The sequence below is a fragment of the Psychrobacillus sp. FSL K6-4046 genome (assembly GCF_038624605.1).
Lineage (GTDB): Bacteria > Bacillota > Bacilli > Bacillales_A > Planococcaceae > Psychrobacillus.
The window spans coordinates 2,465,681-2,487,808 of record NZ_CP152020.1; the positions used below are offsets into that span (position 1 = coordinate 2,465,681).

At 37.5% G+C, this 22,128-nt stretch carries 19 protein-coding genes; 1 reads left to right on the plus strand and 18 read right to left on the minus strand.

The window, feature by feature from the left end; genetic code table 11:
* Positions 1–109: 109 nt before the first annotated feature.
* The 8 genes from MKY09_RS12290 to miaB all read right to left on the minus strand — a co-directional run bounded on the left by MKY09_RS12290 (position 110) and on the right by miaB (position 8,756).
* Positions 110–817: an ABC transporter permease gene (locus MKY09_RS12290; RefSeq protein ID WP_342566778.1), complete on the minus strand. Its 708-nt coding sequence runs from the start codon at positions 815–817 to the stop codon at positions 110–112.
* Positions 814–1,662, minus strand: a complete 849-nt coding sequence (locus MKY09_RS12295) for an ABC transporter ATP-binding protein (RefSeq protein ID WP_342566779.1) — start codon at positions 1,660–1,662, stop codon at positions 814–816. Before MKY09_RS12295 ends, MKY09_RS12290 begins: the two co-directional genes overlap by 4 nt.
* Positions 1,663–1,802: 140 nt before the next feature.
* On the minus strand, positions 1,803–2,843 hold the full coding sequence (locus MKY09_RS12300) for a LytTR family transcriptional regulator DNA-binding domain-containing protein (RefSeq protein WP_342566780.1): 1,041 nt from the start codon (positions 2,841–2,843) through the stop codon (positions 1,803–1,805).
* 110 nt (positions 2,844–2,953) lie between these two features.
* Entirely contained in the window at positions 2,954–4,978 is a 2,025-nt protein-coding gene (locus MKY09_RS12305) for a TRAP transporter permease (RefSeq protein WP_169358664.1), read from the minus strand.
* Entirely contained in the window at positions 4,968–5,477 is a 510-nt protein-coding gene (locus MKY09_RS12310; RefSeq protein WP_342566781.1) for a DUF1850 domain-containing protein, read from the minus strand. The genes MKY09_RS12305 and MKY09_RS12310 overlap by 11 nt, the downstream gene beginning before the upstream one ends.
* Positions 5,478–5,549: 72 nt before the next feature.
* Positions 5,550–6,554, minus strand: coding sequence for a TAXI family TRAP transporter solute-binding subunit (locus MKY09_RS12315; RefSeq protein WP_169358662.1), 1,005 nt, complete (start codon positions 6,552–6,554; stop codon positions 5,550–5,552).
* 220 nt (positions 6,555–6,774) lie between these two features.
* On the minus strand, positions 6,775–7,209 hold the full coding sequence (locus tag MKY09_RS12320) for a RicAFT regulatory complex protein RicA family protein (RefSeq protein WP_169358661.1): 435 nt from the start codon (positions 7,207–7,209) through the stop codon (positions 6,775–6,777).
* Positions 7,209–8,756 carry a tRNA (N6-isopentenyl adenosine(37)-C2)-methylthiotransferase MiaB gene (gene miaB, locus MKY09_RS12325; RefSeq protein WP_169358660.1) on the minus strand — a complete coding sequence of 516 codons (1,548 nt, stop codon included), beginning with the start codon at positions 8,754–8,756 and terminating at the stop codon, positions 7,209–7,211. The genes MKY09_RS12320 and miaB overlap by 1 nt, the downstream gene beginning before the upstream one ends.
* A 532-nt stretch (positions 8,757–9,288) precedes the next feature.
* On the opposite strand from miaB, the gene MKY09_RS12330 reads away from it, so the two are divergent.
* Positions 9,289–10,488, plus strand: a complete 1,200-nt coding sequence (locus MKY09_RS12330; RefSeq protein ID WP_169361554.1) for an IS256 family transposase — start codon at positions 9,289–9,291, stop codon at positions 10,486–10,488.
* Between the two features lie 577 nt (positions 10,489–11,065).
* Here MKY09_RS12330 and MKY09_RS12335 read toward each other — a convergent pair.
* The 10 genes from MKY09_RS12335 to MKY09_RS12380 all read right to left on the minus strand — a co-directional run bounded on the left by MKY09_RS12335 (position 11,066) and on the right by MKY09_RS12380 (position 22,111).
* Complete coding sequence (locus MKY09_RS12335; RefSeq protein ID WP_169358659.1) at positions 11,066–11,932, minus strand: 2-oxoacid:ferredoxin oxidoreductase subunit beta; 867 nt, start codon at positions 11,930–11,932, stop codon at positions 11,066–11,068.
* Positions 11,919–13,673 (minus strand): 2-oxoacid:acceptor oxidoreductase subunit alpha, encoded by a 1,755-nt coding sequence (locus MKY09_RS12340; protein WP_169358658.1) that lies wholly within the window; start codon positions 13,671–13,673, stop codon positions 11,919–11,921. The genes MKY09_RS12335 and MKY09_RS12340 overlap by 14 nt, the downstream gene beginning before the upstream one ends.
* Before the next feature lie 251 nt (positions 13,674–13,924).
* Positions 13,925–14,191, minus strand: a complete 267-nt coding sequence (locus MKY09_RS12345) for a stage V sporulation protein S (protein WP_169358657.1) — start codon at positions 14,189–14,191, stop codon at positions 13,925–13,927.
* An 86-nt stretch (positions 14,192–14,277) separates the two neighbouring features.
* Entirely contained in the window at positions 14,278–15,075 is a 798-nt protein-coding gene (locus MKY09_RS12350; RefSeq protein WP_169358656.1) for a TIGR00282 family metallophosphoesterase, read from the minus strand.
* A gap of 78 nt (positions 15,076–15,153) precedes the next feature.
* A complete protein-coding gene (gene rny / locus MKY09_RS12355) occupies positions 15,154–16,713 on the minus strand; it encodes a ribonuclease Y (RefSeq protein ID WP_169358655.1) in 1,560 nt (519 codons plus the stop codon).
* Between the two features lie 575 nt (positions 16,714–17,288).
* Positions 17,289–18,353, minus strand: a complete 1,065-nt coding sequence (recA, locus tag MKY09_RS12360; protein ID WP_277347068.1) for a recombinase RecA — start codon at positions 18,351–18,353, stop codon at positions 17,289–17,291.
* 172 nt (positions 18,354–18,525) lie between these two features.
* Positions 18,526–19,782: a competence/damage-inducible protein A gene (locus MKY09_RS12365; protein ID WP_342566782.1), complete on the minus strand. Its 1,257-nt coding sequence runs from the start codon at positions 19,780–19,782 to the stop codon at positions 18,526–18,528.
* A gap of 15 nt (positions 19,783–19,797) precedes the next feature.
* The gene (gene pgsA, locus MKY09_RS12370; protein WP_169358719.1) at positions 19,798–20,376 is read right to left on the minus strand and encodes a CDP-diacylglycerol--glycerol-3-phosphate 3-phosphatidyltransferase; all 579 of its coding nucleotides are present in this window, start codon (positions 20,374–20,376) and stop codon (positions 19,798–19,800) included.
* A gap of 56 nt (positions 20,377–20,432) precedes the next feature.
* Entirely contained in the window at positions 20,433–21,287 is an 855-nt protein-coding gene (locus MKY09_RS12375; RefSeq protein WP_298473337.1) for a RodZ domain-containing protein, read from the minus strand.
* A 17-nt stretch (positions 21,288–21,304) separates the two neighbouring features.
* On the minus strand, positions 21,305–22,111 hold the full coding sequence (locus tag MKY09_RS12380) for a YmfK family protein (RefSeq protein WP_169358718.1): 807 nt from the start codon (positions 22,109–22,111) through the stop codon (positions 21,305–21,307).
* Positions 22,112–22,128 lie beyond the last annotated feature (17 nt).

Below are 22,128 nucleotides of genomic sequence, written 5' to 3' on the forward strand. Positions count from 1 at the left end.
AAATACCTTAAGGAGTAGCTCTGGGGGATACAAAGCTTCTCCTATATTTGGCATTATTTCTCTTAATCAAATTCATTTTAATATTTCAGTCGGTTTACATTTCCTTTTATTAATCTACCATTTGTTTTCTATAGACAATAGCAGTAATGATATAAATTACTACTGACCATAGAGCGATTATACCTAAATGGCTCCAAACTTCTCCAAACCCAGCTCCAGCATCTATCCTAGTTGCTAATTCTAATAGCTGAAGGTTTGGTATATATTCAATTACACTTAAAATAGGATATTTATCACTAAAGCTTTCGATTGCTGTTCCCATAGAAAACAATAAAATAACTGGCAACACGATCACAGAAGACTCCATTACTGATTTTGCTATTAACCCTAGTAAAGTACCTAAGCCTATAAAAAATATCGCACATAAGGCTAATCCTAATAATAATACAGGTACGTTGGCTGGAGAATACTCAGCAAGCATTACACTAACAATAGCTACTATCATTGTTAAAACGAATGATAATGCACTTTTCCCACCAAGAATTTCATACGTATTTGCAGGGGATAGCATTAATCCGCGCAGTGTATTTCTTTCTTTTTCCTCTGCAATCAAGCAGCATTGAACATACGAGCCTACCATTGTTAACGCAAAGCTTATCGTGAAATTACCATTCACCAATGGATCCATTCCCATCCGGCTAAAAATAGCTGCCATTAAAATAGGTAAAAAGACAACAACTGAGACTGCCATGTTTCTACTAAATTCCTTAAAGTCCTTTTGAAAAATTGCGTTTACACGTTTCCATGAAAATGTCATATTAATTCTCCTCCAGTCACTTTGACAAAAATATCACCTAATGTAGGCTCATTGGAATGTACAGTGGAAATACGATTCTCCTTCATCAATTGGAACATCGTATCTGCTCCAGCCTCATCCCTTTTAATTATGATTGTTTCATTGTTTGTTAGCTCAACGGTCATCGTTCCATCTGAAAATTGTTTCTTCAGCTCGCTAGGTTTATCCAGTAATTGAATTTTCCCTTTATTTAAAAATGCAACTCGATCGCAAAGGGTTTCAGCCTCCTGCATGTCATGTGTTGTTAAAAAGATTGTGGTTCCTTTTTCATTTAATGCACGTAAGCCGGTATAAATATGTAACGTGTTTGTTGGATCTAATGCAGACGTTGGTTCATCTAAAAACAATAGCTCTGGCTCATGGAGAATAGCTCTCGCTAGTACTACACGTTGTATCATTCCTTTAGATAATTCAGCGATTTTTTTCTTACGTGCCTCATTTAAGTTAACGAATCCAAGAGCCTCATCTACTTTCGAAATCGGTAAATCATATAGCTCACAGTAAAGCTTTAAATTTTCAAAAATTGTTAATCTACTATAGAGTCCACTATTATCGGTAAGAACACCGAATCGCTTTCGTTCACTAGCCTTTTTAAAGTTAGATACACTTTCGCCAAAAACGAACGCTTCCCCTTCTGTGGGATCCAGCTGACCCGTTAGTATTTTAATAGTAGTCGTTTTACCAGAACCACTTGGTCCAAGAAAACCAAAAATTTCACCTTTTTTTACTTGAAAGTTTACATCCTCCACTGCCTTAAAGTTGGAAAAATATTTGGCAAGGCCTTTTACTTCAATTACATTTTCCATTTGAAAACCTCCTAATTGTTTGGTTTAGCATTTCGTATCTACAACCTAAGATTAGAAGATATTTAATGGAAAGACATTATAATTACCGTGAAAGGAGTTAATTTTAGGATGAATGAACTCCTTTTTATGCTGAATGGAGCTTATTTGAGGCCCAACATTCCCTTTAAATCCGCCATTTTGGTCTTTGAGAGTGGTACGGACGATTTTTCTGAGTCATCTAGTACTAAGCTATAACTGTTTCTTGTCCAAGTAATGACTTCCCGCACTTTTTGTAAATTTACTATATAGGAACGATGGCAGCGAAAGAAACCAAAAGCCAATAATCTTTCTTCTAAGTCATTCAACGTAAAGGAACATGCAAAGCTTTCCCCTTTAATATGTAAATATGTTTGTCCTTCTGTGCTTTCTATGTAATCAATCTCTGGAGGGTCAAATAATACAATTTTTTCATTTACTTTCGTCGGTATTTTTTCGAAACGAATTGGCTGAACTACTTTTTCTTCTACTACTTCATCGGTAGTGGTAATTTTGTCAGTAGTCGGCTCACTCCTATCTATTACTTCCTCATTGTCTTCTTCCTTAGTTAAAACTGGGCGCAGTCCTTTTTCATCTAATCGGTATACATTATCGGAACAAGCAACTCCACTTTCTACTTGGCCAGTTAATATTAAGATTACTTTTTTTGCTAGACGTAGCTCTCTTAAAAGTGAAAAAAGAATCCTTTTCGACTCGATATCGAGATTTTGATCTGGTTCTTCCATTATGTATATATCAGGGTTTTGTATAAGCAACCATGCAAGCTGTACTCGCTTTCTTTCAGAGTAAGTCAAACTCTTTAGTTTCTTATTCTTTTGAGCATCTAGCTGCACTGCTTGTAATATGCTTTCTATTTGTTCAGAGGAATTAAATAGTTTTTGATAATATTTTAAAGTTTCAACTACCGTTAGTCGTTCATAACAACCTTCATGTAAAAAGAAAAAACCTATTTTTTTATCTGGGAGATAATCTACTTTACCATTGGAAAGTCGTGTTTTTCCTAGAAATGTATTTAAAAGCTGCTCTTTAACATTTACTGTAGAAACGATTGCCGTTACCTCTCCGGGTTGTATTGTCAAATCAAATTCAGGAAAATGAATCATATCATTTGTATGCTTACCAGCTTGAATGAATTTTAACGTCATAAATATATCCTCTATTCTATGTATTCTGTTAAATTTAATTATACCAATATATTCATAATTTTACATATGAAATAAAACCACGAGCCATAATTAGCTCGTGGTTTTAGCTTTTATAGAGCAATAGCTTGTTTTTCCTTTTTCTCTCGAGTAAATAATTGGATGATGAATAATATAGCGAAAATAATTAACCCTGTAATATCAGAAATACCTTCTGGATAGATTAACAATAAACCTGCACCTATTGCCAGTATTCTTTCAATCCAGCTGACTTTTCGATACCAATATCCAATCATACCTGCTCCAATAGAAATCATTCCAGTAACAGCGGTGAATGTTACCCAGATAATTTCCCCGAATGTCGTATCAATCATGAGCAACGTCGGAGAAAATACAATCATATAAGGTATTATAAAGGCGGCAATCGCTAGCTTAGAAGATTGAACACCTGTCTTAATAGGATCTCCACCAGAAATACCCGAGGCTGCAAAGGCGGCCAGTGCTACCGGAGGGGTTATATCTGCTACTATTCCAAAATAGAATACAAAGAAGTGAGCAGACAATATGACAACTAGTGGTATTGCATTTTGTGCTACATCTGGTGCTAGTAAGGTAATGATAGCTGGTGCAGCAATAGTCGACGTTATAACATAATTTGCTGTTGTTGGAGCTCCCATTCCTAAAATTAGAGATGCAATCATAACGAAGAACAAGGTTAGTATAATACTTCCACCCGCTAGCTTAACTAAGCTAGTTGCTAGACTAAGACCTAATCCTGTTTTCACGACTACTCCTACAATTATCCCAGCACAAGCAGTGGCTGCTACTACACCTAGTGCAGTTCGTGCCCCGTCTACTAAAGCATCTAAAATTTCTTTTGGCCCTAAACGTGTACTTTTGTTAATCGCACCTACAACTATACATGCTACCACGCCATATAACGCAGCATGGATAACAGGTACACCTGTCATCATTAAAATAATGATTAAGAAAATCGGTAAGATTAAATAAATCTTTTTAAAGATTTCTTTACGATCTGGCATTTGTTCATCTGTTAACCCACTTAAACCCAAACGTTTTGCTTCAAAATGAGTCATAATCCAAATTCCTGTAAAATAAAGAAGCGCTGGAATTGCTGCGGCTTTCGCAATATCCCAGTAGGTGACTCCACGACCGATAAATTCTACCATAAGGAACGCGGCTGCCCCCATGATCGGTGGCATTAACTGCCCACCAGTTGATGCAGAAGCCTCTACAGCTCCAGCGAATTCTTTTCTATAGCCTAATGATTTCATCATCGGAATGGTGTAAGATCCTGAAGTAACAACGTTTGCTACCGAGCTCCCGGAAATAGTTCCTTGTAAAGCTGATGAGAAGATTGCAACCTTTGCAGGGCCTCCAACCATTTTCCCAGCAACAGCTACTGCCAGGTCATTAAAATACTGTCCAACCCCTGTTTTAACTAGAAATGCTCCAAACAATAGGAATGCAAAAATATACGTAGAGGAAACTGCTAACGGTGTTCCTAGAATTCCATCCGTTGAAAAGAACATTAGCTTAACGATATTATCTAAGCTTTGTCCTCGATGAGCCATAAACGCAGGGAAGTATTCTCCAAAATAGGCATATACTAAAAATAACCCTGCTATAATAGTGATCGGCAAGCCTACAGCTCGGCGTGCAGCCTCTAAAACTAATATAATAGCAACTAAACCGACTATAAAGTCTAAGGTTTCTAGACCACCTAAACTTTTAACAAGTCGTTCGTAATTAATTACCCAATGGCTTCCTACAAAAATTGCCGCTGCTCCTAGTATATAATCATAAAACGGTATTTTTGTTTTAGAAAGTTTCTTACGAGCTGGGAATAATAAAAATACAAATAATAAACCGAAGCCCAAATGAACAGTACGCTGTATTTGCGCTGGATACTGTCCAAAAATTGCCGTATACAACTGAAATAAAGAGAATGCTAGCAAGCCAAAATAAATAACATATTTAAAATTACTACCTACACTACGTGTATTAGATTCTGGATCGTATTTCTCTAGCAGCGCCTGCTGTTCCTCAGCTGACAACTCTTTAAAATTACTTTCTTCTGCATTCCGCTCTTTTTTATTGCCTTTATTATTGCTCATTCAGGTTAACTCCTCTCGCTATGTCAAATAATGATAGCTTTTTCACTTCGAATAAATAAGATTTCCCTTTTTCTAGTTTTACTTTTAAATTGTATTTCTTCTTTTGGTATTGTAAAAAAAGCTGATCTTCAACATCTCCTACAAACATAGTAAAAGAAGGCAACGCTTCATGAGCATACGATAGAGTGTATAAACCATCTTTATATACAAGTGTTTGCCCCTCTTCTGCGTAGCTCGGCATTCCAATCGCAACGTCACTATATTCCATTGATAGTAAGAGAATTTCCTTGTTATTTAGTACCCGGTAATTTTCAATAACATCTGTTTTATGTATAGTATGAGTAAAAATAATTTGGAATTCTTTTTCCTTTTTTAAAGGAAGATAATGAGTAATTGGTAATTCCGTACGTGTTTCGGTAAAGGAGAGGGTAGGTACAAAAGGTATAAAGATAAAAGAGAAAGTTATCATTATAAGAACAATAATTATTTTATTTTTCATGAAGTGGAAAGCCTCTCTTAATTAGAAAAGAGACTCGAAGCTGTACGCATCAAAGCCTCTTTTCACTAATGATTACTTGTTTACTTCATCAAAATATTTTTGAGCACCTGGATGAACTTCTATTCCAATACCATCTAGAGCTGTTTCTGCTTTAATAAATTCACCTTTAGCATGGCTAATTTTATCTGTATTGCCATAAATCGCTTTTGTGATTTCATAAACTAAATCCTCTGGAAGGTCTTTCTTAACTGCTAGCATTGCTAATACAGAAACTACTGGAACTTCTTCAGAAAGACCGTAAGTACCTTTAGGCACAGCATCTACAGCATAATAAGGATATTTTTCAATAAGTTCTTTTGCTTTATCTTCTGTAACAGAAATAATATTTACTTTTTTAGTTGCATTTAAAGCTTCCACTGCGGAAGTTGGGTAACCTGCAGTGATAAATGCAGCTTGAATTTGTCCAGTTGATAACCCATCAGTAGATTCACCAAAATCTAAGTTTTGAGCTTCAATATCATCTTCTATTGATAGACCATGAATTTCTAAAAGTTGCTCAGCATTTGCATATGTTCCTGAACCAGGAGCCCCTACAGAAACCTTTTTGCCTTTAAGATCCTCAAATGAATTAATTCCTGAATCCGCTAAGGTAACTAGTTGAACCGTTTCTGGATAAAGTGCACCAATTGCAACTACTGTATCTAACTTGTTTCCTTCGAACATTTCTGTTCCTTCTGTACCATAATAAGCGATATCAGTTTGTACGAAGGCAATTTGCCCTTCATCATCTTCATGTAAAGCTGTCATATTCGCAGCGGAAGCTTGAGATACCTCAGCAGTTGTTTTTATACCTGTCTCTTCAGTAACTAAATCAGCAAAAGTACCACCTAGTGGGTAATACGTACCTTGCGTTCCACCAGTTAGTATACTTAAAAATTTATAATCTGCTTTTGTTTTGGCTGAGTCGCCAGAACCCGAGTCTGACCCACTATCGGAGTCACTAGTTCCACAAGCTGCTAAAAATACTAAAGCAAAAATGCTTAAGACTGCTAACCATTTAAATTGTCTAGTTTTCATATTTTACATTTCCTCCCTTTTTATATAAAAGTACCCTTTGTTCTCTATAATTCTATCATAAATACTTCATACGATGTCAATTAATTAAGTAAATTCCGTTAATTTGCCGAAAAGTAGCGAGCGTTAATTCCAGAGATTTCAATAGACAATAAGAATTTTGTCCAAATAAAAAAACATACATTGTATCGTGTAGATACAGTGTATGTTTTGTCGTTTATCATTATGAACAGCTATCGTAAGTAGTGTTTTTAACCTTAGAACCAGTTTCTCCTCTAAGAAGATCACCTTCGGTAGATTCAATAATTTGGTTAGTAACATTGTTTGAGATTGAATTAGCAACTAGCTGTAACAGACTGTTTACGTCACCTTGAGATTGCTTAAATTCTTGAACAATGGGAATACTGTCGATTTCTTCTTCGATTGCAGCTATTTTACCTTCAATCATCTTCAATGCTTTTTCTTTTCCAAGATGCTGGAAGTTAACAGCTTGTTTCTGTAAGCTCTTTAAGCTAGCAATTTTCTCGCGTACGGATTGATTTTCATTAATTTGTGCTTCTGCACGTTTAAAGAAGTCAACTTCTTCCGTGTTTGCAATCATAGTAGCTATTTCTCTAGCCTTCTCAATAATATCGTCTCTAGTGTATTTAGTAGTCATTATATACCCACCTTTTCTTCAATTGTTTCTTCTACTAGTTCACCAGTAAGTGACCACGTTTTTGCATTTGTAATTTTAACTTGAACAAGCTTCCCAATAATATCTTTAGGTCCAACAAAATTCACTAGTTTGCTTTTTCGGGTATATCCAGCAAGTACATCAGGGTTATTTTTACTTTCCCCTTCTACCAATACCTCCACAATATCACCTTCAAGCTTCTTCATTGCCTCTGCAGACATTTCGTTTACTAGTGCATTTAAACGTTGAAGTCTTTCCTTCTTCACTTCCATTGGCACGTTATCAATCATTTTAGCTGCTGGAGTGCCTTCACGTGGAGAATAAATATAAGTGTATGCAATTTCAAATCCTACCTCTTTATACAGAGATAGTGTTTCCTCAAATTGTTCGTCCGTTTCATTAGGGAAACCAACAATAATGTCCGTTGACAATGAGGCATTCGGAATAGCAGTTTTAATCTTTCTTACTAGCTCTAAATAATGTTCTCTTGTATATTTACGAGCCATAATTTTTAGAATATCAGATGATCCTGACTGAACTGGTAAATGAATATGCTCTACCAAGTTGCCGCCCTTTGCTAAAACTTCGATTAAATGGTCATCAAAATCTCTAGGATGACTAGTCATAAAACGAATTCTCGCTACATCAATTTTATTTAGATCATCCATTAAGTCACCAAAACGATAATCTAAGTCAGTAAAGTCTTTTCCATAAGCGTTTACATTCTGACCAAGAAGTGTAATTTCCTTATAGCCTTGAGCTGCAAGGTGGCGAATTTCTTGAATAATATCCTCTGGTCGACGGCTACGCTCTTTACCTCGTGTATATGGCACGATGCAATATGTACAGAACTTATCACAGCCATACATAATGTTAACCCAGGCTTTAATAGACCCCTTACGCACTCGCGGAAGGTTCTCTATTACATCCCCTTCTTTAGACCATACTTCAATAACCATCTCTTTTGATAGGTACGCCTCATTAAGAATGTTAGGTAGACGGTGAATATTGTGTGTACCAAAAATCATATCTACTTGATCGTACGTTTTCAAAATTTTCTTTACTACGGATTCTTCCTGGGACATACATCCACATACACCGATTAGCAAATCAGGATTATTTCTTCTTAAATGCTTTAAATGACCAAGTTCACCAAATACTTTGTTCTCCGCGTTTTCACGAATAGCACAAGTATTTAAAAGGATGACATTCGCATCTTCCACTGTATTAGTTGGCTCATATCCCAACTGCATGAAAATCCCAGCCATTACTTCTGTGTCATGTTCATTCATTTGACATCCATAAGTACGTATATAAAATTTACGATTTTGTCCCATCCCTTTGAATTCATCTGCAATTGAAAAGTCGTTGTGATAAGCCACTTCTTCTTTCCCACGTTTTTTTGCATCTTTTAAGGACGGGGGAGTGTAAACTGCTTGAAAATATTTGCTATAATCTTTCTCCACGTTTTTCTCGGGAGAAGTAGTTTCTTTTATTTGAGTACTTTGTAAACGTGATTCCTCGTTCATAAGAACTCCCCTTTCTTTCATTCGCCAAAATCCGAATATCCATCCTATTATACTGAATAGTGCTCCATTGCTACAAGGCATTAAGCTTAAAATTTCTTATTTAGACAAAATATGTGCGGTTTTTTGGTTTATATAGTGCACTTAATGGGAATTAGATAAGATTGTGATTTGAATAATAGAGTTTGTTCTGCTGGGATTCCCTTGTTTTAGGGGGTCCTTTTTTAAGTTGTAATGGTGGTTTAGGAGAAACTTCTGGTATGGCGGTTTGGTGAGTTTCTGGTTATGGGTCGTTTGTTGGAGTTTATGGGGCACTTGTCCATGCTTTATGGGCTGCTTTCAACTTGTTATGGGACACTTTACTATTACTTATGGGCGGTTTCTTTGTTTATGGGCGGTTTACTGTGATTTATGGAGCACTTGTCTATGCTTTATGAGCTGCTTTCAACTTGTTATGGGACACTTTGCTATTACTTATGAGAACGTATAAAATTTTGTGTAAATGACCATAACTTTCCTATAGGAGATGATCATTATGCAAAATTACGAAAATATGAGAATCAAGGATTTAGCTAGAGAGTGTCAATCTGTTGATGACATCATCGAGATGATGAAAAATCTTTTTAAAGAAACATTACAGCTTGTATTTGAGGCCGAAATCGAAGACCACCTTGGCTACTCCAAACATAGCCCGACAGGAAATAATACCGGAAACAGTAGAAATGGCTATCGTTCAAAGGTGATTCGAACAAAGTTTGGAAATACAGAATTAAATATACCTAGAGACCGCAATGGTGAATATGAACCGCAAATCGTGAAGAATTACGAGTCGTCCATCAATGGCTTAGAAGAACAGATTTTAGCTTTGTATTCCAAAGGAATGTCCACAAGAGATATCGAGTCACATATGAAAGATATATATGGTGTCGAAGTATCTCCTAGCTTGGTTAGTAAGGTAACAGATAAAATTTTACCTCAGATTTTCGAATGGCACTCCCGCCCTTTAGACCGTGTGTATCCAATTGTTTATTTGGATGCGGTCCACTTCAAGGTGAAGCACGAGAACCGTATTATTAATAAAGCTGCTTATACTGTTCTCGGCATTAATTCCGATGGAATTAAGGATATCCTTGGTATATGGGTAGGTGAAAATGAAAGCGCGAGCTTTTGGCTAGGTGTCTGTACAGACCTTAAAAGTCGTGGTGTAGAAGATATCTTTATTGCGTGTAAGGACGGACTTTCTGGCTTTACAGAAGCGATCCAGAGCACCTTTCCAAAGACGCATATTCAGTTGTGTGTGATCCATCAATTACGAAATACCATGAAGTATGTGCCTTCAAGGGAACGAAACCCGTTTATGACCGATTTAAAGAAGGTATACAAGGCTTCTACTTTGGAGCAAGCTGAACTTGAGTTTGGAAAAGTAAAGGCATCATGGAAAGATAAATATCCGAAGGTTATTGGTTCTTGGGAGGAACATTGGTTGGAGCTTACAGCTTACTTTTCCTACCCGACGGAGATACGGAAAATCATTTATACGACCAATACAGTGGAAGGATTCCATCGCCAACTGAGAAAGGTAACAAAGACAAAAACAGCCTATCCTACGGACAATTCACTAAAGAAGATTCTTTATTTGGCCACGATGGATGCCATAAAAAAATGGAATAAGCCTATTCCAGGATGGCTAGAGTGTGAGGGACAATTCAAAATTATTTTTGAGGGGCGGATTTAGTAGGATTATCCCTTGTTCATGTACAGTCGTGTTGGGCTCCGCTACGCTACACCCAAAAGTTTTACGCTTTATTTAGACCAAAAAGATAAGAAAAAGAGAGAGAAAAACCCTCTCCTTTTTGGCCATCGGTTAAGTGCTCAGGTTGCTCTTCAGCAGAGCCTTATCCCCTTAACGGATAAAGTAAGTATGTGTTTAGAATAAAGATAGTAATACATTTACACAAAATATTTTACATTCCCTTACTTATGGGCGGTTTCTTTGTTTATGGGCGGTTTACTGTGATTTATGGGACACTTGTCCATGCTTTATGGGCGGTTTTCAACTTGTTATGGGACACTTTGCTATTACTTATGGGCGGTTTCACTTACTTTACGTGCACTTCTCAACCCTTTAGGTGCGGCTCCACACTATTTACGTGCGACTCTCTCGCTTAGGTGCGCTCCTACCTCCTACAAGTGCACCTCCCAACATTTACGTGCAACCATCCACACATCCTTAGCAGAGATTCTATTCATAATTATCCCTATAAACACAAAAAAGCTCATGAACGATAATCGTTCATGAGCTTAGTATTCATTTACATAAAATCTTTTAACAATGCATCAAACTCTTTTTCACTCATCTTCAAGTTTTGATCAACAAGCGGTGTTGGAGCATATCCAGGTACTTGATCCTGGTAAGAAGGTGCATTTTCATCCTGATAGATGATTCCAGTTACTAGTCCTTCATTTTCCATTACTACTCGCATTGCTTCCTCACGATTAGTGGAGTCGTAGCCTTCCACATTAGATAGCTTCGTTAAATTCTCTTTGAACCAGTCATATGTGTTTACTTTGTTATAAGTGACACATGGGCTGAACACGTTGATAAACGAGAAGCCTTTATGCTGGATACCTGCTTCGATAATTGCAGTTAATTCTTTAATGTCTGAAGAGAAGCCTTGTGCGACAAATGTAGCCCCAGAAGTCAGTGCTAGCTCCAGTGGTTTAACGGAAGGTTCTATTGCTCCACCTGGAGTAGACTTCGTTTTAAAGCCTTCTGCTGAACGTGGAGATGTTTGCCCTTTAGTCAATCCATAAATCTGGTTGTCCATTACTACATACGTTAAATCGATATTACGGCGAATTGAGTGGATTGTGTGTCCCATACCAATGGCAAACCCATCTCCGTCACCACCAGATGCGATTACGTGTAAATCCTTATTAGCCATTTTTAAACCTTGTGCAATTGGTAAAGCTCTTCCGTGGATACCATGGAAGCCATAAGAGTGAATATAGCCAGAAATACGTCCAGAACATCCGATACCAGAGATGACTGCTAAATCATGCGGCTGGATGCCTACGTTTGCTGCTGCACGCTGTATTGCTGCTTGCACAGAAAAGTCACCACATCCTGGGCACCAGTTTGGTTTTACATTGTTACGAAAATCTTTAAATGTTACCATCTGTTAGCATCTCCTTCACTTGTTTTGCAAGACTTAATGGCAAGAATGGAGTGCCATCATATTTCAATACACTCACTATTTTGTCATGACCGCCGACGTTCATTTTAATAATGTTTGCCAATTGTCCTGTTGCATTGTTTTCTACCACTACTACTTTTTTAGCTTTAGCTACTAGCGGCTGCATTTGTTCGGTTGGGAATGGGTGAATTAAGCGAATATGTGCATGGTTCACTTTCACTCCATTGTCATTTAGTGTTTGTTGTAGTTCTTCTAGTACTCCGCGAGTAGAATTGAATCCTACAAATAATATATCTGCTTCTTCATGAGGGGCGTTAACGTACACTGGCTCATCGAAGTTAACAAACTTTAATTTTTTCATACGCTTGTCCATTTGAGCTTGACGGTTTAATGCTGCTTCAGAAGGTTTGCCAGTTTCATCATGCTCTACACCTGTTACATGGTGAATTGCATGCTTCATACCTGGTAATACACGTGGTGAAATACCATCTTCGGTTACTTCGTATCGTTTGAAATAACTTTTATCTTCTGTTTCCGGAAGCTCTTCGTTGTCCATTAAACGACCTCGACGGATTTCTATTTTCGAATAATCAAATGGTTCCACTGTTTGCTTACCAAGTGATAGCTGTAAGTCCGAAAGAATAATGACAGGTAGCTGCAATTCTTCAGCAATATTAAAAGCTTGGATTGTATCGTAGAACGCTTCTTCTCCAGTACTTGGTGCAATGACCACCTTTGGAATTTCCCCATGCGTACCGTAGATCATTTGCATTAAATCAGACTGCTCTTGTTTGGTCGGTAATCCTGTAGATGGACCCCCACGCTGTGTGTCGACAATTACTAATGGTTGCTCGGTCATCCCGGACAATCCGATTGCTTCCATCATTAGAGACAGGCCAGGCCCTGCAGACGCTGTAAATGCACGTACACCACCGTAGTTAGAACCAATTGCCATTGTTGCTGCAGCAATTTCATCTTCTGTTTGAATGACTGCTCCTCCAAATAGAGGTAGCTTTTTAATCATATACTCCATTATTTCAGAAGCTGGAGTAATTGGATAAGCTGCCATAAAGCGTACGCCTGCAGTTAATGCGCCCATAGCTATTGCATCATTACCAATCATGAATAAACGCTGTTTGCCGTCAGCTGGAGCTATTTCCCACTCTCCAAGACGGTCCCCAAGCTGCTCAGCCATCGTGTCATATCCTTGTTGAATCGCCTGCATATTTTTTTCTACAACTTCTTCACCTTTTTTACCAAAGATTTCATCAACGACTCCTTGGAAAACGGCTTTGTCTAGGTTTAATAAAGCAGACGTAGCTCCAATTGCCACCATGTTCTTCATGAGAGAGGTTCCAAGGCTAGAAGCAATCTCTGTAAAAGGTACGATATACATTGGTGCTAAACAGTCCTCTGGTGCCTCTGGTGAAAATTTAGCATCTGCTAGTATGATACTTTTTTCTGTAAGCTCTTTATAATTGACTTCAATCGTTTCTTGATCAAATGCCACTAAAATATCTAAGTTATCTGGAATGGTACGTACTTGAGTAGGACGCACACAAATTTTATTATTAGTATGTCCGCCTTTAATTCGAGAAGAGAAATGACGGTATCCATATAAGTAGTACCCAAGGCGATTCATAGCCATAGAGAATATTTCGCCTGTACTCTCAATACCCTCTCCTTGCTGCCCTCCTACTTTCCAAGAAAGCTGTTGCAACATATAAACATCTCCTTACTGTTCTCTTTAAATGCTTTTTTCCTTCATTAGTTTATCACGAAGTAGCGATATACACTATGTATTACCTGTACTTTTATGGAATTTCAGACCTTTGACGGAACCCCTCCGTCACGATTTATTCAAAAAAGTATGGAAACGCAAATTATAAGCCGCTACTAAAGACAGTAGCGGCTTTTTGTGAAACTTTATATAGAGTACCAAGCCTTTTGTGAAGAAAGCCTTGCTGCTATATATTATTTTGATTTCTTTTCTACCAGTAATTTCAAAGCAGTTCGATCTTCACCAGAAATAATAATATCTGTGAACGCCGGTGAGCAAGTTAGGTCTGTTCCACTAGGAGCAACAAATCCTCTTGCAATAGCAATAGCTTTTATAGCTTGGTTTAATGCTCCTGCGCCTACTGCCTGCATTTCTGCGTAACCTTGTTCTCTTATAACTGCAACTAATGCACCAGCAACTGAATTGGGGTTTGAACGAGAAGATACTTTTAAAGAATCCACTATCATTTCTCCTTTTATCGCTATATTTATGAACTTGCTTTCGTTCATAAACTAACTTATGCTCGGAAGAAATTTTTTAGACTTTTTTATGCTTCAAATGGATAATCTTCGTTAATATATATTCTCTCTTGATGTGTTGCTTTACCAGTTTGGTTATCCACCTCTACGAAAAATCCACTTAGCACCGAACGACCGCTCTTCGGTACTTCAAAGCGAGTTGGCATATTTGTTTGGAAACGGTATAGTACGTCCTCTTTTTTCATCCCTAATACTTCATCATAAGGACCTGTCATTCCGACATCTGTAATATAAGCAGTGCCGCCAGGAAGAATACGAGAATCCGCTGTTTGTACATGCGTATGAGTTCCTACTACAACAGAGGCCTTGCCGTCTAAATGCCATCCAAAGGCAATTTTTTCACTTGTCGCTTCTGCATGAAAGTCTACAAATACAATTGGGGATAGCTGCTTAGCTTCTTCAACCATTTCAGTTGCCATTTTAAATGGATCATCGTGTGGCGGTAAGAATGTTCTACCATGCATATTGATGACAGAAATAGTGTGGCCGTTTTTCGTTACAGAGGTCATTCCTTTACCCGGAGCGTCTTCTGAAAAATTGGCAGGACGAATTAAATAATCTGTATCATCGATGAAGTCCATAATTTCTTTTTGATCCCATGTATGGTTTCCCATCGTCACTACGTCTACTCCCATATGTAAAAGAGAGTTAAATATAGTTTTCGTAATGCCTCTACCAGCAGCTGCATTCTCCCCATTGGCAATTACAACATCTGGCATATATTTTCTTTTTAGTCTTGGTAAGTAGCTTTCCAACGTATCTCTACCAATTGATCCAACAATATCACCGATAAATAGTATTTTCATTTTTACAATAACGTCCTTTCACGAAAAAAAGGCTTCATTTCGAAGCCTTTTGTTTTCAATGTTATGATTGCTTTTACTTTATTTTGCGTATTCTACGGCTCTAGTTTCTCTGATTACAGTTACTTTTATGTGACCAGGATAATCGAGCTCTTCTTCAATTCGCTTACGGATGTCTCTTGCCAAGCGATGAGCCGTAATGTCATCGATTTGATCAGGACGAACCATAATGCGGATTTCTCTACCCGCTTGAATAGCAAAGGATTTTTCAACACCTTCATAGGATTCTGAAATTTCCTCTAGTTTTTCAAGGCGGCGAATGTAATTTTCTAATGTTTCACTTCTTGCACCAGGTCTAGCTGCAGATAAAGCATCTGCTGCTGCTACTAATACGGCAATGACAGAAGTAGCTTCTGTATCTCCGTGATGGGAAGCAATACTATTAATTACTACCGGATGTTCTTTATACTTTCTTGCAAGTTCTACCCCTATTTCAACGTGACTTCCTTCCACTTCATGGTCAATTGCTTTTCCGATGTCGTGTAATAAGCCTGCACGTCTAGCAAGTGTTACGTCTTCTCCAAGCTCTGCAGCTAAGAGACCAGCTAAATAGGCAACTTCAGTAGAATGTTTTAATACGTTTTGACCATAACTTGTACGGTATCTTAAACGGCCTAAAATCTTCATCAAATCTGGATGTAGGTTATGAACACCTATATCAAAAGTAGTTTGTTCGCCAATTTCGCGAATTTGTTCATCTACTTCTCTTCTAGACTTCTCTACCATTTCTTCAATTCGAGCAGGATGGATACGTCCATCTTGCACTAATTTTTCAAGGGCTAATCGAGCAGTCTCTCTTCTAATCGGATCGAACCCGGAAAGAATTACAGCCTCTGGTGTGTCGTCAATGATAAGATCGATACCAGTCAATGTTTCGAGTGTACGAATGTTTCGTCCTTCACGTCCGATAATTCGTCCTTTCATCTCGTCATTCGGTAAGTTTACAACCGAAACGGTAGTTTCCGCAACGTGATCTGCTGCAAACCTTTGTAAAGCAAGTGAAAGTATTTCTCTCGATTTCTTGTCAGCTTCTTCTTTGGCTCTTGTTTCAGATTCTTTAGTCATCACAGCAATATCAGTAGCCAATTCATTTTCTACCTCTTGAAGAATGATAGTTTTTGCTTCTTCACGAGTAAGAGTAGAAATACGTTGTAGCTCTGTTTGTTGCTCTTCAACTAGTTCATCCACTTTACTTTCCTTTTGTTCGATATGCTGTTGTCTTTGTGTTAGAGCATCTTCTTTACGCTCAAGACTTACTTCTCTCTTGTTTAGAGCATCATCTTTACGATCTAGATTCTCTTCTCTTTGTAATAACCGATTTTCCTGTTTTTGCAGTTCCATGCGGCGTTCTCGGATGTCAGATTCAGCTTCATTTCGTAATTGGTGAGTTTCATCTTTGGCCTCTAAAAGTGCTTCTTTCTTTAATGCTTCTGCCTCTCGCTTTGCTTCCTCTATAATGAGTACAGAAGATTGTTTTGCACCAGTCACTTTTGAATCATTCACTTTTTTCAGATAACCGTAACCAACAGCGCCACCGATAATAAGACCAAGCAAAGCGGAGATGATAATTTCCCATGTCATTTCGAACACCCCCTCTTGCTATACTTTTAAGTTTCAGTCGGCACATATATGCTAATTGAATGCATATTTGTACTGCTTTTTAGTCATTTAATAAAGAAATTATACAATTTTAATTGTATAGATGTAGAAATACTCTGTCAAGGAAACGGAAGAATATTATTAGTTTTAGAGAGAGGATATCTATTACTTTAGGTATTGCCTAAATAATATGATTTCATAATTCCTATTTGAAACAATTTCATATTTTCTTTTATTATGTAAAACCACAAGGAACAATCAATAAAAAAATCATGATATTTATCTGCTCAGCAAAGAAATTATAATTAGTTTCAGCTCTGGTTGTCCTTTTCTGAAGAATGATCAATGTTCATTCAACCGACTAGATTCATTGCCTGTCGTTTCAACGAACGCTTTTAATAGGTAAAGCTTCTAATTTTGAATTTAGCTCATTCACAACTACTAAAGTTCAAGTAAAATGGACTTTATGATAAGTTTAAACTACAAAAAATATTAGAAATAGATTTTAAAAAAAGATACCAAGAGAGAGTCTCTTGATATCTTTTTAACTTTAACTATTATTCATCTTCTAAAAGTAGCTCGAACTCGCCATCTTCGTCCTCTGGCTCATGCGCTGCAATAACAAGTGCACCAGCAGACATACCTAGAGATTGACGGATTTTTAATGCCACTTCTTCTTTAATAGCAGGGTTTTCTTTCAAGAATTGCTTAGCGTTTTCTCGCCCTTGGCCAATACGTTCTTCATTGTAAGCATACCAAGAACCACTTTTTTGGATAATATCGTATTCAGAACCTATATCAACGATTTCTCCTTCTTGAGAGATTCCTTCTCCGTACATAATATCTACTTCTGCAGTTTTAAATGGTGGAGCAACTTTGTTTTTTACTACTTTAATTTTCGTTTTGTTACCCATAATGTCTGTACCTTGTTTAATAGCTTCAGCACGTCTTACTTCTAAGCGGACAGAGCTGTAGAATTTAAGTGCACGACCACCAGGCGTTACCTCCGGGTTACCAAACATTACTCCAACTTTTTCACGAATTTGGTTAATAAAGATTGCTATAGTGTTAGATTTGTTAATAACTCCTGATAGCTTACGTAATGCTTGAGACATTAAGCGAGCTTGAAGACCAATATGAGAGTCTCCCATTTCTCCTTCTATCTCCGCTTTTGGTACTAATGCTGCAACAGAGTCGATAACAATGATTTCAACCGCACCACTGCGGACTAGAGCTTCTGCGATTTCAAGGGCTTGCTCTCCAGTGTCGGGTTGAGATAATAATAATTCATCTATGTTAACGCCTAGTTTTTGTGCATATACAGGGTCCAACGCATGCTCTGCATCAATAAATGCCGCTTGCCCACCTGTTTTTTGTATTTCTGCAATAGCGTGAAGCGCTACAGTTGTTTTACCTGAGCTCTCTGGGCCATAAATTTCAATAATACGACCTCTTGGATATCCGCCTATTCCAAGTGCTGCATCAAGAGCTAGGGAACCACTTGAAGAGGTAGAGATTTCACGGTCTGTTTTCTCTCCTAATTTCATTACGGACCCTTTACCAAATTGTTTCTCTATTTGTTTTAAAGCCATTTCTAACGCTGCTTTACGATCATTAGCCAAATGTATTTCCTCCTAGAAACTATCATTTTTTTTACTATCTTTAGTATACTCGGTCTTTGAGAAATTTACAAGAAAAAAGCGAACATCTATTCGTTTATTTTTTAACACTATTAGATTTTGATAGGAAAAAACAGCACAAAATGATAATTTGAGCCGTTTTCCTTTGTTAAAATTAAATTTTCGATAATCCTTCTTCTCTTAAAAGTCGAATCAAATAATGAATAGTAAACTTAACTGTTCTTAAACGATTTGTGTTTCTCATACCAGATAGATTCAATTTATAAGAAATTGGGGCAACGTCTCCATACGCTATTCCAATCCACACCGTTCCTGCCGGTTGATCTCCGTGTCCATCTGGCCCAGCTGCTCCAGTAATACCTACACCTATCGTTGTTTCAAACTTTTCTTTGACTCGACTAGCCATTTCTTCTGCAACCTGACTAGAAACGACACTATGTTCATCAATCGTTTCTCTCTTAACACTAAGCTGATTGATTTTCACTTCTTCTGTATAGGTGATAATGCCACCTACAAGTGCTACGCCCATTCCTGGGACTGCCGCTAACTCCGATTGAAAAAGTCCAGCAGTCATACTTTCTGCAGCAGAAATTGTTAGCTCATTGTCAATTAGAATATCTCTAAGCTTGGAGGCTAACGATTCGTTATTATAGCCATATACATATTTGCCCACGCGGTTTAAGATTTCAGCTTGTAGCTTTTCAATCCTTTTCCAAGCTTCTTCCTCCGTATCTGCTTTCGCAGTAAGTCGTAAGGTTACCTCGCCGTCAGAAGCTAGCGGCGCAAGGGTCGGATTTGTTTGATTGTCCAATAAATCCTGGACCTCATTCTCCAACTCTGCTTCGCCAATACCATAAAAGCGAATGACATGGGACATAATTACATTTTCTTTGTAAAGCAGTTTAGGTAACAGCGGCTTAGCCTCAAATTGGAACATCGGCTCTAATTCTTTTGGAGGGCCAGGCAATAACATATATGTATGTTTCTCTGTGGAAAGCAGCATCCCCGGAGCCATCCCATGCTTGTTTTCAAGGACAGTACAGCCGTCTAAAACTAATGCTTGTTTTTTATTGTTCTCCGTCATTACTTTTCCAGCTCTTTTAAAGAAATCCTCAATATAAATGATTGCATGATCATCTAATACAAGATTTTTGTTAAGGTGTTTAGAAATTGTTTCTTTTGTAAGATCGTCTTTAGTAGGTCCTAAACCTCCTGAAAAAATAATGAGGTCAGCTCGATTTTCTGCGATTTTTATGGCTTCTAACAAACGATTAGGATTGTCTCCAACTACTGTGTGGTAATACACATCGATCCCTAACTCTGCCAGCTGGGAGGATATATATCTTGCGTTCGTATTGGAAATTTGCCCTAACAATAATTCTGATCCTACCGCAATAATCTCTGCTTTCATCCCAAAACTTCCTTCCTATTTTGAGTCAAGTAACACTTTGCGATTCAAATAGAAATAATCAAATCCCGACCATAAAGTAAAGAATAGACAAACGTATAGCATGATCATATCAAATGGGAAATTGAACATTTCAAAAAATACATTTCCTAAAAGTAATGATGAAATCGCGATAATTTGTGTCCACATTTTTATTTTACCGAGTTGGTTTGCTGCAACTACCTCTCCTGTATTCGCTAATATTAAGCGTAAACCAGTCACTGCAAATTCACGGCTGATAATTAATATAACTACCCACGCTGGTGCAACTCCAAACTGCACTAATATAATTAATGCTGCTGAAACTAGCAATTTGTCCGCTAGAGGATCTAAAAACTTACCCATATTGGTTACTAAATTATATTTACGAGCATAATAACCATCGATAAAATCAGTAATAGAGGCGATAATAAAAATAATAGCTCCAATTAGGTGATTTACTGGAATAGTTGCGCCTAAAAAACTAGCTTCCCCCCAGTTAAAATCAATTAGCATAAAAATCATAAATACTGGAATTAAAAATATGCGAAACATAGAAATTTGGTTTGGTATATTCATTTTCATCAAAAAATACTCCTTTCATATTTCAAACAAAATAGCCATCTAATCGATGACTATTTGCTGAATTTTATAACTAAATTTTGAGGACTCTTATCTGTTGGGAATTCTACTAGCTCATCATTAATAAAGACTTGCGTAACTGGAACGTTACCCACTCTCACGCGAATTTGTTCCGTTGTAGTTACATCTAGCTCATATGGCGTTCCAGTGTTAACCCAGCTATCATATAAAGTTTTGTTTGCTTGGTCTTTTAAGTTTAACCATGTCTTGTCGCTGCTAGCCATTAACTTTAGCTGATAAGTTTCTGCACCAGATACAGTATATGTTGAAGTTTCCCCTTGAGTCCCCTCTAACGTGAAAGCTAGTTTAGGCACTGGTTCTTCTTCAATTTCTTCTTCCACAGCCTCTTCCTCTTCTTCATTATCTGTAGCTGTTTGATCCGAAGGTGGAGGAGTGATATCCATAGTCACTGGTTCCTCTGTTTCTACTGCAGGTGACTCTTCCGTCTCTGGAGAGTTCTGTCTAAGTGTCCATACAATCACAATTATCGCGACAACAAACAATGCCACAATAATCATCGGCATAATTTCCATAAATCTGTTCGATGCTCGGCCACCCAAAGTTCTTCTAGACGGTGTTGCAGGAATAGTTTTTGCAACATCCTCATTTGTAGGACTTGGAAGCTCTGATTTGTATGTCTCTAAAAGCTCATCCCCATTTAAGCCAACTGCCTCTGCGTATTGCTTGATAAAAGCTCGCACGTAAAAAGCACCAGGAATTGTAGAATAATTCCCTTCCTCAATGTTAGCTAAATACCTTTTTTGGATTTTTGTTATTTCTTGCAAATCCTCGATACTATATCCTTTTGCTGTTCTCGCTTCTTTTAAACGAGTACCAAGTTCAGTCAATTAAAACACCTACTTCGTTAAAAATTAAATTCACCGAATCCGCCAAATCCACCCATGCCTTTGTCGGTCATCGCATGATTTTTTTCCATCATTTCGTACGTTATTTCTTCCTCTGGACTATGACGAAGCTCAATTATATAGTCAAAATCCTCTATAGAATATTCGGAATGCTTGATGAACATATCTGGGTGCTCCACTACTTTAATAGTAGGCATTCTCATCATTTCCCTAACAAGTTGTAGATGCTTTTCATCATTTGACTTTCTTGTAACAATTCCATCCAGAATAAAGATATTGCGATCGCTGAATTCATCCCCAGCGAGTTGATTTCTAATCGTTTGCTTAATCATTGTGGAAGACAGGAAAATCCATTTTTTGTTCGCACAAACACTTGCTGCAACTACAGATTCTGTTTTCCCTACTCTAGGCATACCTCTGATACCGATTAGCTTATGTCCTTCCTGTTTAAAGATCTCAGCCATGAAATCTACTAGTAGACCAAGCTCATCTCTTACGAATCGAAAAGTCTTTCTGTCATCAGCATCTCTTTGTATGTATCTTCCGTGACGCACAGCTAAACGATCTCTTAGCTTCGGCTCACGAAACTTAGTTAAATGAATTGTTTCCATTGTGGAAATGATATGTTCAAAGCGTTCAATATTTTCTTTTTTTTCAGCTTTAATGAGCATACCACGTCTACCCTCATCTACTCCATTAATAGTGACTATATTTACTCGCAGCATACCCAATAGAGAAGAAATGTCTCCTAAAAGTCCAGGACGATTTACTTGAATTTCGTATTCAAAAAACCATTCACTTGCCATCATGTATTCCTCCCTTT

What these genes read in the sequence shown, in the direction of transcription:
- MKY09_RS12290 (WP_342566778.1), bottom strand. Translation starts at nt 817, where the DNA reads ATGACATTTTCATGGAAACGTGTAAACGCAATTTTTCAAAAGGACTTT.
- MKY09_RS12295 (WP_342566779.1), bottom strand. Translation starts at nt 1,662, where the DNA reads ATGGAAAATGTAATTGAAGTAAAAGGCCTTGCCAAATATTTTTCCAAC.
- MKY09_RS12300 (WP_342566780.1), bottom strand. Translation starts at nt 2,843, where the DNA reads ATGACGTTAAAATTCATTCAAGCTGGTAAGCATACAAATGATATGATT.
- MKY09_RS12305 (WP_169358664.1), bottom strand. Translation starts at nt 4,978, where the DNA reads ATGAGCAATAATAAAGGCAATAAAAAAGAGCGGAATGCAGAAGAAAGT.
- MKY09_RS12310 (WP_342566781.1), bottom strand. Translation starts at nt 5,477, where the DNA reads ATGAAAAATAAAATAATTATTGTTCTTATAATGATAACTTTCTCTTTT.
- MKY09_RS12315 (WP_169358662.1), bottom strand. Translation starts at nt 6,554, where the DNA reads ATGAAAACTAGACAATTTAAATGGTTAGCAGTCTTAAGCATTTTTGCT.
- MKY09_RS12320 (WP_169358661.1), bottom strand. Translation starts at nt 7,209, where the DNA reads ATGACTACTAAATACACTAGAGACGATATTATTGAGAAGGCTAGAGAA.
- miaB (WP_169358660.1), bottom strand. Translation starts at nt 8,756, where the DNA reads ATGAACGAGGAATCACGTTTACAAAGTACTCAAATAAAAGAAACTACT.
- MKY09_RS12330 (WP_169361554.1), top strand. Translation starts at nt 9,289, where the DNA reads ATGCAAAATTACGAAAATATGAGAATCAAGGATTTAGCTAGAGAGTGT.
- MKY09_RS12335 (WP_169358659.1), bottom strand. Translation starts at nt 11,932, where the DNA reads ATGGTAACATTTAAAGATTTTCGTAACAATGTAAAACCAAACTGGTGC.
- MKY09_RS12340 (WP_169358658.1), bottom strand. Translation starts at nt 13,673, where the DNA reads ATGTTGCAACAGCTTTCTTGGAAAGTAGGAGGGCAGCAAGGAGAGGGT.
- MKY09_RS12350 (WP_169358656.1), bottom strand. Translation starts at nt 15,075, where the DNA reads ATGAAAATACTATTTATCGGTGATATTGTTGGATCAATTGGTAGAGAT.
- rny (WP_169358655.1), bottom strand. Translation starts at nt 16,713, where the DNA reads ATGACATGGGAAATTATCATCTCCGCTTTGCTTGGTCTTATTATCGGT.
- MKY09_RS12365 (WP_342566782.1), bottom strand. Translation starts at nt 19,782, where the DNA reads ATGAAAGCAGAGATTATTGCGGTAGGATCAGAATTATTGTTAGGGCAA.
- pgsA (WP_169358719.1), bottom strand. Translation starts at nt 20,376, where the DNA reads ATGAATATACCAAACCAAATTTCTATGTTTCGCATATTTTTAATTCCA.
- MKY09_RS12380 (WP_169358718.1), bottom strand. Translation starts at nt 22,111, where the DNA reads ATGGCAAGTGAATGGTTTTTTGAATACGAAATTCAAGTAAATCGTCCT.